This is a genomic window from Brevundimonas sp. R86498 (assembly GCF_044598075.1).
In the GTDB taxonomy this organism is placed as follows: domain Bacteria; phylum Pseudomonadota; class Alphaproteobacteria; order Caulobacterales; family Caulobacteraceae; genus Brevundimonas.
Genome location: NZ_CP139004.1, coordinates 2,113,592 through 2,127,289 on the forward strand (window position 1 = coordinate 2,113,592; position 13,698 = coordinate 2,127,289).

Annotated in this window: 16 protein-coding genes; 12 read left to right on the forward strand and 4 right to left on the reverse strand. The window is 68.2% G+C overall.

From position 1 onward, the window contains the following. The first annotated feature begins 66 nt into the window (after positions 1 to 66). The 4 genes from SJY26_RS10345 to SJY26_RS10360 are packed head-to-tail and all read left to right on the forward strand — an operon-like array spanning position 67 to position 3,270. Complete coding sequence (locus SJY26_RS10345; protein ID WP_396592957.1) at positions 67 to 711, forward strand: TetR/AcrR family transcriptional regulator; 645 nt, start codon at positions 67 to 69, stop codon at positions 709 to 711. After that, on the forward strand, positions 708 to 1,532 hold the full coding sequence (locus SJY26_RS10350; RefSeq protein ID WP_396592958.1) for an ABC transporter substrate-binding protein: 825 nt from the start codon (positions 708 to 710) through the stop codon (positions 1,530 to 1,532). The genes SJY26_RS10345 and SJY26_RS10350 overlap by 4 nt, the downstream gene beginning before the upstream one ends. Then, positions 1,529 to 2,527 (forward strand): FecCD family ABC transporter permease, encoded by a 999-nt coding sequence (locus SJY26_RS10355; protein ID WP_396592959.1) that lies wholly within the window; start codon positions 1,529 to 1,531, stop codon positions 2,525 to 2,527. The genes SJY26_RS10350 and SJY26_RS10355 overlap by 4 nt, the downstream gene beginning before the upstream one ends. Then, positions 2,515 to 3,270 carry an ABC transporter ATP-binding protein gene (locus SJY26_RS10360; RefSeq protein ID WP_396592960.1) on the forward strand — a complete coding sequence of 252 codons (756 nt, stop codon included), beginning with the start codon at positions 2,515 to 2,517 and terminating at the stop codon, positions 3,268 to 3,270. The genes SJY26_RS10355 and SJY26_RS10360 overlap by 13 nt, the downstream gene beginning before the upstream one ends. A gap of 566 nt (positions 3,271 to 3,836) precedes the next feature. On the opposite strand, the gene SJY26_RS10365 is transcribed toward SJY26_RS10360, so the two are convergent. After that, positions 3,837 to 4,118, reverse strand: coding sequence for a hypothetical protein (locus tag SJY26_RS10365; protein ID WP_396592961.1), 282 nt, complete (start codon positions 4,116 to 4,118; stop codon positions 3,837 to 3,839). Between the two features lie 207 nt (positions 4,119 to 4,325). Here SJY26_RS10365 and SJY26_RS10370 point away from each other — a divergent pair, with 207 nt between their 5' ends. Further along, positions 4,326 to 5,486, forward strand: a complete 1,161-nt coding sequence (locus SJY26_RS10370) for an IS30 family transposase (RefSeq protein WP_396592962.1) — start codon at positions 4,326 to 4,328, stop codon at positions 5,484 to 5,486. Between the two features lie 46 nt (positions 5,487 to 5,532). Here SJY26_RS10370 and SJY26_RS10375 read toward each other — a convergent pair whose 3' ends face one another. Continuing rightward, positions 5,533 to 5,820 carry a hypothetical protein gene (locus tag SJY26_RS10375; protein ID WP_396592963.1) on the reverse strand — a complete coding sequence of 96 codons (288 nt, stop codon included), beginning with the start codon at positions 5,818 to 5,820 and terminating at the stop codon, positions 5,533 to 5,535. Positions 5,821 to 6,164: 344 nt separating this feature from the next. Here SJY26_RS10375 and SJY26_RS10380 point away from each other — a divergent pair, with 344 nt between their 5' ends. Both SJY26_RS10380 and SJY26_RS10385 read left to right on the forward strand, forming a co-directional pair. Beyond that, positions 6,165 to 6,914: a M48 family metallopeptidase gene (locus tag SJY26_RS10380; RefSeq protein ID WP_396592964.1), complete on the forward strand. Its 750-nt coding sequence runs from the start codon at positions 6,165 to 6,167 to the stop codon at positions 6,912 to 6,914. 51 nt (positions 6,915 to 6,965) lie between these two features. Then, positions 6,966 to 7,154, forward strand: a complete 189-nt coding sequence (locus SJY26_RS10385; RefSeq protein WP_396592965.1) for a hypothetical protein — start codon at positions 6,966 to 6,968, stop codon at positions 7,152 to 7,154. A 639-nt stretch (positions 7,155 to 7,793) separates the two neighbouring features. Here the strand turns inward: SJY26_RS10385 and SJY26_RS10390 are convergent. Further along, positions 7,794 to 8,042, reverse strand: a complete 249-nt coding sequence (locus SJY26_RS10390; RefSeq protein ID WP_396592966.1) for a hypothetical protein — start codon at positions 8,040 to 8,042, stop codon at positions 7,794 to 7,796. 277 nt (positions 8,043 to 8,319) lie between these two features. Between SJY26_RS10390 and SJY26_RS10395 the strand changes: the two genes are divergently transcribed. The 3 genes from SJY26_RS10395 (at position 8,320) to SJY26_RS10405 (ending at position 10,134) form a co-directional block, all read left to right on the forward strand. Then, positions 8,320 to 8,556, forward strand: a complete 237-nt coding sequence (locus SJY26_RS10395; RefSeq protein WP_396592967.1) for a hypothetical protein — start codon at positions 8,320 to 8,322, stop codon at positions 8,554 to 8,556. Between the two features lie 72 nt (positions 8,557 to 8,628). Then, positions 8,629 to 9,906 (forward strand): family 1 glycosylhydrolase, encoded by a 1,278-nt coding sequence (locus SJY26_RS10400; protein ID WP_396592968.1) that lies wholly within the window; start codon positions 8,629 to 8,631, stop codon positions 9,904 to 9,906. 45 nt (positions 9,907 to 9,951) lie between these two features. After that, complete coding sequence (locus tag SJY26_RS10405; RefSeq protein WP_396592969.1) at positions 9,952 to 10,134, forward strand: hypothetical protein; 183 nt, start codon at positions 9,952 to 9,954, stop codon at positions 10,132 to 10,134. 10 nt (positions 10,135 to 10,144) lie between these two features. On the opposite strand, the gene SJY26_RS10410 is transcribed toward SJY26_RS10405, so the two are convergent. Further along, entirely contained in the window at positions 10,145 to 12,193 is a 2,049-nt protein-coding gene (locus SJY26_RS10410; RefSeq protein WP_396592970.1) for a transglycosylase SLT domain-containing protein, read from the reverse strand. A 114-nt stretch (positions 12,194 to 12,307) separates the two neighbouring features. On the opposite strand from SJY26_RS10410, the gene dapA reads away from it, so the two are divergent. Both dapA and smpB read left to right on the forward strand, forming a co-directional pair. Further along, complete coding sequence (dapA, locus tag SJY26_RS10415; protein ID WP_396592971.1) at positions 12,308 to 13,192, forward strand: 4-hydroxy-tetrahydrodipicolinate synthase; 885 nt, start codon at positions 12,308 to 12,310, stop codon at positions 13,190 to 13,192. Beyond that, entirely contained in the window at positions 13,192 to 13,698 is a 507-nt protein-coding gene (gene smpB / locus SJY26_RS10420; RefSeq protein WP_305641606.1) for an SsrA-binding protein SmpB, read from the forward strand. The genes dapA and smpB overlap by 1 nt, the downstream gene beginning before the upstream one ends.

Below are 13,698 nucleotides of genomic sequence, written 5' to 3' on the forward strand. Positions count from 1 at the left end.
ATGGCGTTATGCAGGGTCGGTCCGGCGCGCGATTGCGTCGGTCGGTCCCCTTCAGGGAGTGCGTGCGTGTCCGGCGTTCCGATCCAGTCCCCTGTTCCGGCCGGCCGCTCGACCCGCAAGCCCAAGGGCGAGGGCCATGCGCGGCGGGCCGAGATCCTCGACGCCGCCGAGCGGATTTTCGTCGAGGTCGGCTACGACGGGGCCACGATCCGCCGGATCGCCGACGAGGTCGGGCTGTCGTCGACGGCGCTGTACATGCATTTCCCCGAGAAGAGCGCGATCCTGCACGAGATCTGCGAGGGGGCTTTCGGGCGGCTGCAGGCGGCCAACGCCACCGTCCTCGCCGAGGGCGGACCGGCGGAAGTGAAGCTGCGGCGGTTGATGGAGGGCTATATCGCCTTCGGCTTCGCCAATCCCAATGCCTACCGGCTGATCTATCTGACGCGGCCGGTCGAGGCGCGCGAGGGGGCCGACAGCGCCTCGCAGCGGCTGGGCGGGGAGCTGTACCGGGCCTTCGAGGCCCTGATCGAGGAGGTCGGGGCGGCCGGCGGCCTGAGGGGCGAGGTGCGGGCGACGGCCCAAGCCCTGTGGGCCGGGGCGCACGGCATCGTCTCCCTTATGATCACCAAGCCCTATTTCGACTGGGTCGACCGGGAGGTCCTGACCCGGACCATGATGGACGCCCTGTTCGCCGGCCTGCTGAAGCCGTGAGGCCGGCGGCCCGCCTGCTGGCGGCGGCGATACTGGTGGGGGGCACGGCCGGGCCGGCCGTTGCCCGCGCGCCCGACCGCATCCTGTCGCTGGACCAGTGCGCCGACCAGTATGTGCTGGCCCTGGCCCCGGAGGCGACGCTGTTCCTGTCGCCCCGGGCCGATGATCCGGACTCGTGGATGGCCCGTGAGGCGTGGGTTCACCGCCGGGTGCGGCCGACGCTGGAGGCGGCGACCGGGGTGCGGCCAGAGGTGGTGGTCCGTTACTGGGGCGGCGAGCCCCGGCTGCGGGCGGCGCTGGCGGCGCGCGGGGCCACGGTTGTCACGATCGCGGACGCCAGCGATCTGGCGGGCATCCGGGGCAATATCGCCGCCGTGGCCGGGGCGCTGGGCCGGCCGGAGGCCGGAGCACGGCTGATCGCCCGGATGGATGGACGGCTGGCCGAGGCGGCGGCCGTGCGGCCCGTTGGGCCACCCCGGACCGCCCTGTATTTGACCGCCGGAGGGTTCACTGCGGGGGCGGGGACGCTGATCGACGCCATCCTGACGGCCGGGGGCTATCGCAATGCGGCGGGGATCGCGGGCTTCGGGCCGGTCAGCGTGGAGCGAATCGCGCTGGAGCCGCCCCTGCGGTTCGTGCTGGGCTTCTTCGATCAGGCGCGGGCCGACTGGCGCGGGGCCGGGCGGCATCCGGTGGTCCGGGCGGCTAGCCGGGGCCGGGTCGTGGCTGACCTGCCGGCGGCCAGCCTGACCTGCCCGGCCTGGTTCGCGGCCGATGCGGCCCTGGCCGTGGCCCGTGGCACCCCGGAGCCGGGCCGATGAGCGGCGCGCCCGACGTCCGGCGGCTGATGGCCGGGCTGGCCCTGGCCATCGCCGGGGCGCTGGTCGCGGCCGTCCTGCTGGGCGAGACGGCCTTTAGCGCCGGCCAGTACAGCGAGGCCCTGACCCGGCCGGGGTCGGCCGAGGCGGTGGTGCTGTGGCAGATCCGGGCCCCGCGCGCGGTCTGTGCCCTGATGGTCGGGATGGCGCTGGGGCTGGCGGGGGCGGTGCTGCAGGGGCTGTTGCGCAATCCGCTGGCCGATCCGGGCGTGCTGGGGGTCTCGGCCACGGCGGCGCTGGGGGCGGCGCTGGCCATCGTGCTGGGCGCGGCCGCCGTGCCGGGTGCCGTCGAGGTCGCGGCCCTGACCGGGGCGGGGCTGGCGGCGGCCCTACTGATCACGGTGGCCGCCCGGCTGGCCTCGCCCGAGGGGCTGATCCTGTTCGGGGTGGCGCTGTCGGCGCTGGCGGGGGCGCTGACGGCCCTGATTTTCAACCTGTCGCCGTCGCCGATCGCCATGGCCGAGGTGATGAGCTGGCTGCTGGGGTCGGTCCAGAATCGCAGCTGGATCGATGTCGGCTGGGTCACACCGCCGGTCCTGATCGCCGCGGCCTGCGCGATGGCGGCGGGGCCCGGCCTGAGGCTGCTGGCGCTGGGCGAGGAGATGGCGGCGACCTCGGGTCTGGCCATGGGGCGGATGCGGATCCTGGCCCTGATCGCCGCCGCCTTCGCCGCCGGGGCCGCCGTGGCCGTGGCCGGTGTGATCGGCTTCGTCGGGCTGGCGGCCCCGCATCTGGTGCGGGGCGCGGTGCGGGGCGATCCCGCCGCCCTGCTGGGGCCGTCGGCCCTCGCCGGGGGGCTGATCCTGGTGTTGGCGGACCTGCTGGCCCGGCTGATCCCGACGGATCAGGAGCTGAAGCTGGGGGTGTTCACCGCCCTGATCGGGGCGCCCCTGTTCGCCCTGATCGCATGGCGGGCGGCGCGGGAGTGGCGGTCGTGATCGCGCTGGACGGGGTCTCGGCCGCGATCGGCGGGCGGACGGTGCTGGAGGGCGTCAGCCTGACCGTCGCCGCCGGCGAGGTGGTCGCCCTGTGCGGGCCCAATGGCGCGGGCAAGTCCAGTGTGCTGCGGGCCGCCTGCAGCCTGTTGCCCGTCACGGCCGGACAGGTTCGGCTGGCGGGCGATCCGGTCCGGAGCCTGAGCGAGCCGGAGCGCGCGGCGCGGATTGCGTATCTGCCGCAGGAGCGCCGCATCGCGTGGAACATGGCGGCGGTGGAGATCGCGGCGCTCGGCCTGCCCTTCCTGCCGGGTGATGAGGCACGGGCCCGGGCGACGGCGGCGCTGGAGGAGGTCGGGGCGGGTCATCTGGCCGACCGGGGCGTGGCCGAGATGTCGGGCGGGGAGCGGGCCCGGGTCCTGATCGCCCGGGTACTGGCGACGGGGGCGAAGGCGCTGGCGCTGGACGAGCCGGTCGCCGGGCTGGACCCGGATGCGGCCTTTCTGGTCATGGGCCGGCTGAAGGCCCGGGCGGCGGCGGGGCAGGGGGTGCTGGTCAGCCTGCACGACCTGCCGCTGGCGGCGGGTTTCGCCGACCGGATCGTGGTGATCGACAAGGGCCGGGTGGTGGCGGACGGCCCGCCGCGCGAGGCGTTGAACGCCGGGGTGCTGGACGCGGTGTTCCGGGTCGGAGGGGACTGGGGCGCAGAGCCGGGCGGGGGCCTGCGGCTGATCCGGCGGGGCTAAACTCGGGGGGATCGGCGACGGGCGGAGCCGGTGGTTTGTCACGCCCAACTTCGGAAAAACACCATGACATGTCCGGACGTGAAATTGAAATGGCCAATGCAATCAATGGCATCCGGTCTCAGGATTGTGTCACGGTGACGGGATTCTGCGAAATCCGGGGGACGCCAGGGTTGAGTCAAGGTGATCGGGACGGGGTCCTGATGCAAAAAAACAGAGTCCGCTGAGTCCGCTGAGTCCCGATCGTCCGCCTGGCCGAGGGGCGGACCGGACCGCGTTTCACGGCGACCCTTCCGTCACCCTCTGCCTCACGCCATGGCGTGCAGGCCGGGGTCATCGCGCGGGGATTCGACGTGTCAAAGACCTGTCGAAGAGGATGGGTCCCGGAGGTCAGGAACGCAAGGGGCCAAGGAGAATAAATGCCTATTATCGGAGCCGCTGATGGGCCGCGACCGGGGCGCGGCGGCCGTCACGGGAGCGACCGGACGCGGCGTGTCGTTGCATCGGGCCGTATCCGGACCCGGGATTTCGGGCGGGGAGCGGGCCTTGCGTGTGACAGCAATGGGTGGTTAGCGGACATATGTGGCGGCCGACAAATGGTCCATTGAGCGCACTCGGGTAACTAGGATCGAGAGCGGGTTGCCCTCAACTGAACCAACGACCATGACGCGAATAGCCGTGCCCGAGGTGCCAATCCGTTCCTCGCCATAGACGGCGGCGGTCACCTCCTCGAACCCGATTGTCCCGATCCCCTCGTTGAGCATGAAGTAGCTGTCTGGACAGGCATCTGGTCGAAGGAAAATCCCATGGATGCCGTCGCTCGACAGCTTGCCCGACACTGTGATCGACATGCCCACTAGCTGGTCGGTCGGACATATGGCGGCGGTCTGCGCTTGAGGCACTGATGCACAGCCCGAAATAGCTACTAGGCCGGAAAGCAGTATGACCCACCGTTTCATGTGCGCATGTTTGCCTTCCTCGTGAAGGTCCGCAATGGGTGGTGGGCTCAACCGGTGACCGCAACACGCTAGCTTTTCCTCGGAGATGGAGCGTGGGCGATGAAGCAGCGGCGGCGGATCTATTATTCGGCGGCTCAGCGGGCTGAAATCTGGGATCGCTGGAAGGCCGGCGAGTTGATGAGTTCGATTGGACGACGGTTCGATCGGGAGTCCTCGTCGGTGTTCTCGGTGCTTTCGCCGACGGGTGGCATCCGGCCGCCGGACCGCAAGCGGGCGGATCGGGCGCTCAGTCTGGGCGAGCGCGAAGAGATATCGCGAGGGCTCAGCACACGTTGCTCGCTGCGCTGGATCGCCCGGTCTCTGGGTCGGTCGCCGTCCACGATCAGCCGTGAGGTCCACCGCAACGGCGGGCCTGAGCGGTATCGAGCGACACGGTCTGATCAGGCGGCGTGGGATCGCGCGCGGCGCCCCAAACGCTGCAAGCTGGCTTGCCGGCCGGCTCTCGCCCGCACAGTATCGGCCAAGCTGCGGCGGAACTGGTCGCCCGAGCAGATCGCTGGCTGGCTCAAGCGCACCTGGCCCGGGGAGCCGCACAATCAGGTGTCGCACGAAACCATCTATCGTAGCCTGTTCATCCAGACCCGAGGGGTGCTGAAGAAGGAACTGCTGGATCACCTCAGAGCCCGGCGGACCATCCGGCGTTCCCGGCATGCGAGCCTGAAGCGTCAAGGCCTCGGCCAGATCAGGGACGCCGTCTCCATCAGCGAGAGACCCGCCTGCGTCGAGGACCGCGCCGTCCCCGGTCACTGGGAAGGCGACCTGATCGGCGGCTCCCGCAACAGCTACGTCGCCACCCTGGTCGAGCGGCATTCGCGCTACGTCATGCTGGTCAAGGTCGCCAACAAGGACACCGAAAGCGTCGTGTCCGCCCTGATCAAACAGTCGAAGAAACTCCCCGGCGAACTCTACCAGTCCCTGACCTGGGACCGGGGACCGGAGCTCTCTGGCCACAAGCGGCTGGCGATGGCTTCCGACGTCGAGGTCTACTTCTGCGATCCCCGGTCACCGTGGCAGCGCGGCTCAAACGAGAACACCAACCGGCTGCTGCGCCAGTACCTGCCGCACGGGACCGACCTCTCCCTGCACAGCCAGGCCCAGCTCAGCACCATCGCCCGACAACTCAATGAGCGGCCCAGAAAGACCTTGCTCTATCGAACGCCAGCGGAGACCTTCGCTGAGTGTGTTGCAGCGATCAGTTGAGCCCACCGTCGAGAGTGGACAATCGACCTAAATCGCAAAGCGGAAGTTAGGCTTCCTCTTTGTCGCTACCCCAGATGCGCGGGCTAAGATCGGTCAGCGTGGGATTGCCGCCCAGGATAAGGCTTCGCCGCTGATCTTCTGACATCGACCAGAGAGCATCGGCACGATTTTGGGCCAACGCCACATCTGAATAGCCCTCGAACCAGACCAAGTCGTTCACGCCAAACTTGGCGATCCATTCCATATCGAGGAGCGACGTCGAGACGCCCACGTAGGACTGGGGGAGGCCCTCGCTGGTCGCGATGTAGACGTAACCGGAGGTCGGGGTGCCCATGGAGGCAAACTAGCCGCCGACCCGGAATGTCCGCAACGGGTCGAGAGCGGTCATGCCGCCCAAGCGGAAAACGGACATTCGATCCACCGCCCGGAAGCGGACGCTCTCAAGGTCGCCCAGGGGGGGGAGTGGGCCTTCCGCGGGACCGGACCCGTGTCTGCTCTGCGCCAGCATTGCTCCTTCGCGCCGCCGCTGTTTTATGCCTCGGCCCCGTTCTTCCAAAGGCCACCGGCAATTTGCTGACTGACGGTCCCTGATGGAGGGTTGAAGCGGGAACCCTTGCCGGCTTCGCCAGGTTCAGGTGCCGATCGTCGGTCTTGCTCCGGCACAGGAAGAAGATCTCCATGACCCGTACCGCCCCATTCCTCGCAGCCGGATTGAGTTTGACCCTCCTGCTCGGAGGGTGCGCCTACAATGATACGCTCGGCCGCGATCAGTTCATTATCGCGGACTCGGCCGGTCTCGAGCAGCAGTCCGAATCGGCGTGGCAGCAGCTGCTTCGGACCCAGAACCCCGCGCTGACCGGCGCTTCGGTGGACCGTATCCGCAGGATCGGGAGCCGCTTGATCGAGGCGGCGGGCCTGGGCAATCGCAGCTGGGACTACGCCGTGTTCAACAGCGAAAGCCCGAACGCCTTCGTCCTGCCGTCGGGCAAGATCGGCGTGACGACAAGCCTGCTGGCCCTGGTACAGAATGACGATCAGCTGGCGACCGTGATCGGCCACGAGATGGGCCACGTCGTCGCCAGGCACCCGGCGGAACGGGCGTCTTCGACCGCCTTGACCAATCTGGGCCTGCAGGTGGCGCAAGGCGTGGCCGGATCGCGCGGGCAGGCCGTGGGATCGTTCGGAGCCATCGCGGCCCAGTACGGCCTGTTGCTGCCTTACTCTCGTCGCGCAGAGTTGGAAGCCGACCGGCTGGGAGTTGACTATATGAACTCGGCCGGGTTCCGTCCGTCGCAGGCCGTGGCCCTGTGGCGTCTGATGGCCCAACAGCGCCAGTCGGGTCAGCCGGAGTTTGCTTCCACCCACCCGTCGGACGCCACGCGAATCGCCGCGCTGGAGGCCTACATCCGCGAACGCGGATGGAGCTGAGCTGGACCTTCACCACACGCCTCTCCAACCCTTCGCTGAGACCTCCTGATCATGACCGACCCCGAACGCGTTGAGGCCCTGCTCGATATGGTCGACCCCGCCCGCGCGACGGGACCAAGCCGTGGGCCAGAGCTGGCGGTGATGGGGCTGGCCGTCGCCACGTCCAGGGGCGGCTACCAGCCCACGAATGCAGGCTGGGTGCTGATCGGCGATCGTGGCAGGGCGTTCCAGCCAAACTAGGTGCCCGTTGCCTGCCTTCGCGAGCCGCAGCGAAGGCCGACGGATGGCCGTTGGTGTTTGGCGCCGCGGGCACTTTAGCCAACGTCCGCGAAGGGCCGGTGCGGTCGTCGGCACCCCGCCTGGAATCGGACATTCGATCAGCGGACATCCCCTGGGTCAGTTCAGGGTGGGAAGCGGACGTTGCGATCAGCCGTTGCTGACTGTCGGGAGGATTACGCCCTGCCGGTAGGCCACCTTATCCCGCTTCCACCTACCGCTTGGACCCGAGGCTTCAAGGCTGATCTCGTCGCGAATGATCTCGCACATAAGCAGTCCGAGGCATTCGTGGCGGTTGAGACCTATGTCGCAGTCAGTTTCGACGTGAAGCATTAGGCGGCGAGGGTCTGGCCCCCAGTTTCTGACTACAGCGTCATCGCCGTAATAGGCCCGGATGGTCTTCAGGATATAACGCTCTTCCTCGGCAGTCAGGGGAGCGGGCTGTTCAAGCGGTAGCGGAGGATGAGCCTTCGGCATGGCCTGAGATTGACCACCTTCGCCAACGTCTGCAACGGGTCGGACCACGACCTTGGCATTAGGCCTGATACCGGACATTCATCCTACGACCCAAAAGCAGACCGCCTGAACCGCGGCTAGGGGTGGCTAGCGGACCTTGGGATCGGCTTCCGCAGTGATCCACTCGCCAAGCCTATCAACGTAGAACTGTCCGCGCGGTTCGACCGAACGAAGGATCGTGTCGATCATTCCTGCCTCGCGTCCCGGCGGGCTGTCGGTGTTCAAAACGGCGAGGATGAAGCCTGACAGGCGATGCATGAACTCGCTCGACGCATAGAGGCTCTTCGTGTCGTTTGGATCATCGAGGTGGGCTGACCTGACATGGATCGTTTCCATGTGGATCAACCGCGCCAGAACCCTCGCCCGACTGTCAGCCGGTAGGGCAGCGAAAGAGGTGTAAAGGTCGGCAGTCATATGGCCACGCTAATCCGTCAGCCGATAGTCCGCTACGGGTCGGGAGCGGTCTTCACCCGTCAGACGGGTAGGTCAGCGAGGATGCCGCGGATCGGCTGCGCTTCCGCATCGACGCGCCCGTTGACGCGAATCCGTGAAGCTGTTGGGTTCCTGTTCACATCCGGGCGCGCAGACTCGGTCATCACTTGGGGGAAGTCGCATGGCGCAGGTCAGCTATTCGGATCTCTTCGGCATCGCCCACGAGCGGGGCTATGACGAGGTGATCGTCGCCGGAGACATGGTGCGGACCGGGCCCAATCTGTTTCCGCACTACACCGTCATTGCGGTGAACGGGGACAAGGCGTGGGTGCGCAATGTCCAGACCGGGGTCGATGCGCTGGCGGACCTCGCGCGCTGTCGCAAGATCAATGGTCCGTCCGGCCCCGACGAGGACTGAACCAACGATCCTCCGGGGGGTTAACCAGCCCTGCTGAACCTGTGCCCCGGAGAGTGCGCCATATCCGCCTTCATGTTCGCCACGGGGATCGAAAACTCGATCCCCCGTATCAAGAACGGGGCGGTACGCGTCGATCAGATGGAGGTCTGTGGCCACTATCGCCACTGGAGCCGGGACTTCGACTGTGTCGAGGAACTGGGCATCCGCTTCCTGCGGTATGGCCCGCCGCTGCACACCACTCTGGTCGGACCCGGAAAGTACGACTGGTCATTCGCGGACGAGACGTTCGGCGACCTGTTCCGGCGGCGGATCATCCCGATCGTCGACCTGTGCCACTTCGGCGTGCCCGACTGGCTGGGGGATTTCCAGAATCCGGACTTCGCGGTGCATTTCGAGGAATACGCCCGGGCGTTTGCGATGCGGTTCCCGTGGATCCAGTTCTACACCCCGGTCAATGAGATGTTCATCTGCGCCACCTTCTCGGCCCGCTACGGCTGGTGGAACGAGCAGGGGACGACCGACCAGACCTATGTCACGGCGCTGAAGAACATCGTCCGCGCCAATGTGCTGGCGATGGAGGCCATCCTGGCGGTCCGGCCGGACGCCATCTTCATCCAGAGCGAGTCGTCCGAGTATTTCCACGCCGAGACGCCGGCGGCGATCGGGCCGGCGGAGACATTGAACGCCCAGCGCTTCCTGACGCTGGACCTGAATTACGGCCACCGGGTCGACTCGGGGGCCTATGAATACCTGATGGACAACGGGATGACCCGGGACGAGTACCATTTCTTCCTGGGTCGCCGGCTGCGCCAGCACTGTATCCTCGGCAACGACTACTACTGGACCAATGAGCACCGGGTCGCCGCGGACGGCAGCACCAGCGCCTCGGGCGAGATCTTCGGCTACAGCGAGATCACCCGCCAGTACTACAACCGCTACAAGCTGCCGGTGATGCACACCGAGACCAACATCGCCGAGGGTCCGAACGGGGACGAGGCGGTCAATTGGCTGTGGAAACAGTGGGCCAACGTGCTGCGGGTCAGGAACGACGGGGTGCCGACCCTGGGCTTCACCTGGTATTCGCTGACGGACCAGGTCGACTGGGATTCCGCGCTGCGGGAGCAGAACGGGACGGTGAATCCGCTGGGGCTGTTTGATCTGGACCGGAATATCCGGGCCGTCGGACGATCGTACAAACAGCTGATCCGCGACTGGCGCGAGGTCCTGCCGACGCAGAGCGTGTGTCTGTCGCTGCCGGTCGTGCCGCCGGACGAATACGGCGACCACCATTCCCGGGTGCAGGCGCGCGAGGCCGCCGAGCGTCGGCGCGACGAACTGCGGCAGGTCTGACGGAACTTGTGGCCGAACGCCGGGTTAGCTGAGCGGGAGATCCGCATGAATCCGATGGTCGCGAATACGCTGAACGACGGCGACGAGATCGTCACGGATGCCGACCCGGGCGAGCGCTATACCGTCGTCGCTGTTCACGAGAGCAAGGCCTGGATCCGCGACCTGAAAGGCGAGAGCGAGATGATCGTGGATCGTCATCGCTGCGCGCGGGTCGATCTGCTGAACTGACCGCCGGGGTCTAGGGCGCGTAGGGTCTCGGGCCGCTCGAGCCGCGGGCGATGTCGGCGCTGGTGGTCAGGGGCGCGGAGCCGCCGTTCAGGCGCGCCTTGTAGACAGCCATGTTTTCCATGACCCGCATCATATAGTTCCGGGTCTCGGTGAAGGGCGTGCATTCGATAAAATCGACCGGGTCGACGCCCCCGCCGGCTGTGCCGCCGCGCGGGTCGCCGCAGCGGGCGATCCACTGGGGCGGGCGGGCCGGGCCGGCGTTGTAGCCGACGGTGGTCAGGAGCATGGAGCCGGAGAACCGGTTCATCAGCTCGCCCAGGTGATAGCTGCCCAGGGTCATGTTGTAGTCGGGGTCCCACAGACGGTCGGCCGAGTAGGGCATGCCGAGGCGGCGGGCGACGCCCGAGGCGGTCGCGGGCAGGAACTGCATCATGCCGCGGGCATCGGCCGAGGAGCGGGCGCGGGGGTCGAAGCTGGATTCCTGACGCGTGATGGCCAGCGAGAACTCGACCGGGGCGGCCCCCGGCACCACGGGCGGGAGGCGGACGGGGTATTGCCGCTCGGGCATGAGGAAGCCGCGCTGGCTGGCGGCGCGACCCACCATCATGGCGGCGAATCCGTCGCCATAGCCGCGCGTCATGTCCATCAGCAGGGCCAGGTCCATGATGCCCGGGACAGTGTCGTCGAGGTGATAGGCGAAGACGCGGTAAAGGCTGGACTCGCCGGTCTCGCCCAGGATGCGGGTGGCGCGGACGACCTCATTGGCCTCGAAGGCGGCGATGTCGGCGGCCCCGGGCGCGGGATCGCCGGGCAGCGTCAGGGTTGTGATGCCGGCCTTTTCGGCCGCGAGCTGGCCGTAGAAGGTCTGGATGTGGCGGGCCCCGCCCTCGTAGAAGCCGCGGGCGGCGGCCTGATCGCCCCGGGCCTCGGCGGCGCGCCCCAGCCAATAGAGGGCGCGCCCTTGCGTGATCGGGGTCGAGGAGGACTGGCGCAGGGCCTCGAAATGGCCGGCGGCGCGGGCGGGGTCGGCCAGCTTGGTCAGGGCCACCCAGCCGGCGAAGAACTCGGCATCCACCTTGCGCTCGCCGCCGGGGAAGCCGTGGCCGGCCATGGCGTGATAGGCGGCATTCCACTCGCGGCGTTCCAGCGCGTCGAGGAAGTAGTTGCGACGCTCGCTCCACAGGGTGTTCTGGCCGTCGCTGTGCGAGGGGGCGGGGGGCAGGGCGGAGAGCAGGGCGAAGCCCTCTGTCTCGCGATTGGCGCTGCGGAGCAGGCGGACGCGCTCCAACACCACGGCAGGATCCATGGCCTGGGCCGGGGACAGGCCGGCGACGATCGCATCGGGGCTGTAGGCGGAGCGCAGGGCGAGAACCGCGTTGGCGACCGTCTGACGCTCGGGCGAGACGAGGCCGATCATGGCGCGGGTGGCGGGGCCGTGGGGGCCGCTGAGCAGCATGGCCAGCCGGGCCTCGTGGTCGGCCATGGTGAGGATGGAGCCCCAGCGGCCAAGGATCCGGGTCTGGTTCGCCTCCTCGAAGGAACGGGTGCGCCACCACTCGGTGATCAGGACGCGGGCCTCGGCCGAGCGGCCGCGCTGGTCCAGGGCCTCGGCGAAGGCGATGGCTCCCTGGACGGTCGTAGGCTGGCCGGCCGCGAAGAAGGCCAGGGCTGCGTCAGGCCCCATGGCGGCGCGGTCCAGGGCCTGTTCGGCGGCGGAGATGCGACTGTCGGCCCGGGGCCAGGCGCGCAGGGTGGCGACGTCCTGAGACAGTTCGGACCACGACAGTTGCTCTGCCGAGGTGTCGATCAGGGCCCATTCGACCAGCCGGCGGGCGATGGGATCGCCGATGGACGCGGCGGCGTTGCGGGCTCCGGTGACGTCGCGGGCGCGGGCGGCGGCCAGCCCCTGACGGAACAGGGCGGTGTCGGCGTCGCTGAGGAGCCGGGCCTGCGGCGTGCCGGCGCTGGCGACATAGGGGGTCGGCTGGCGATTCAGGTCAGCGGTCTGGGGCACGGGGGCGAGAACGGCCAGAACGGCCGCGAGGCTGGTCGCGAGCATGTAGTGTCCGATCCCCATTCATCCCGGTTGCAGGCTTGACCCTGGCAACCTACCCTCTTGCGTCTCGTTTCAGGCGCCCGTCGCCCATTCCCCACGCAAGGTAGACTTGTTTCAATGACCGCCCCCTTGTTCAAGGGCGTGATCACCGCCCTGATCACACCACTTCGTGACGGAAACGTGGACGAAGCCGCTTTCGAGGCCCTGCTGGAACGCCAGATCGCGGCCGGGGTTCACGGCGTCGTGCCGATGGGCACGACCGGCGAGAGCGCCAGCCTGACCGGGGACGAGCACCGCCGGGTCATTGAACTTTGCGTGAAGATCGCGGCCGGACGGGTGCGGGTCATTGCCGGGGCCGGGGCCTCGGGCACCGACAAGGCGATCGAGCGGGTCCAGCACGCCAAGACCGTCGGGGCCGACGGGGCGCTGGTGGTGACGCCCTATTACAATCGTCCGTCGCAGGCGGGACTGCAGGCGCATTTCGAGGCCATCGCCGAGGCGGTGCAGCTGCCGGTGCTGCTGTACAATGTGCCGGGGCGGACCGGGGTCGATCTGGCCAATGCGACGGTGGCGGCGCTGGCGGCCCACCCGAACATCGTGGGCATCAAGGACGCGACCGGGGACATGGGCCGGATCAGCTGGATGCGGGCGCATATCCCCGGGCCGTTCGACCTGATCTCGGGCGATGACGCCAGCGTCCTGGGCTATTGCGCCCATGGCGGGACGGGCGTGATCTCGGTGGCGTCCAATGTCGCACCGGAGGCCATGGTGGCGCTGTACAATGCGGTGGCCAGCGGGGATCTGGCGCTGGCGCGGACGTGGCAGGACCGGCTGGCCGACCTGCAGTCAGCCCTGTTCCTCGACAGCTCGCCGTCGCCGGCGAAATATGCCCTGGCGAAACTGGGGCTGTGCACCGAGGAGGTGCGGCTGCCGCTGGTGCCGACGCGCGACGGGGTCAAGCCGGCGATCGATGCGGCCCTGGCCGCGGCGGGACTGGGCTGATGGCCACGACCCGGGAGAAGGCGGCGGCCGCCACGACCAAGGCCCCGATCACCAAGGCCAAGGTCATCGCCGAGAACCGGCGTGCCAAGTTCGATTATTTCCTCGAGGACAATATCGAGGCCGGGATCATGCTGCTGGGGACCGAGATCAAGGCCCTGCGGATGGGGCGGGCCAATATCGCCGAGAGCTATGCGGCGGTGGAGGGGCGCGAAATCGTGCTGATCAACGCCGACATCCCGCCCTATGCCCAGGCCAACCGCTTCAACCACGAGCCGCGCCGGCCGCGGAAGCTGTTGCTGCACCGGAAGCAGATCGACCGGCTGATCGGGGCTGTCCAGAAGGACGGCCAGACGATCATTCCGATCCGGCTGTATCTGAACGACGACGGCAAGGCCAAGCTGGAGATCGCGCTCGCCAAGGGCAAGAAGCTGCATGACAAGCGCGAGGCCACGGCGGACCGCGACTGGGCCCGGGACAAGGCCCGGCTGATGCGGGACAAGGGCTAG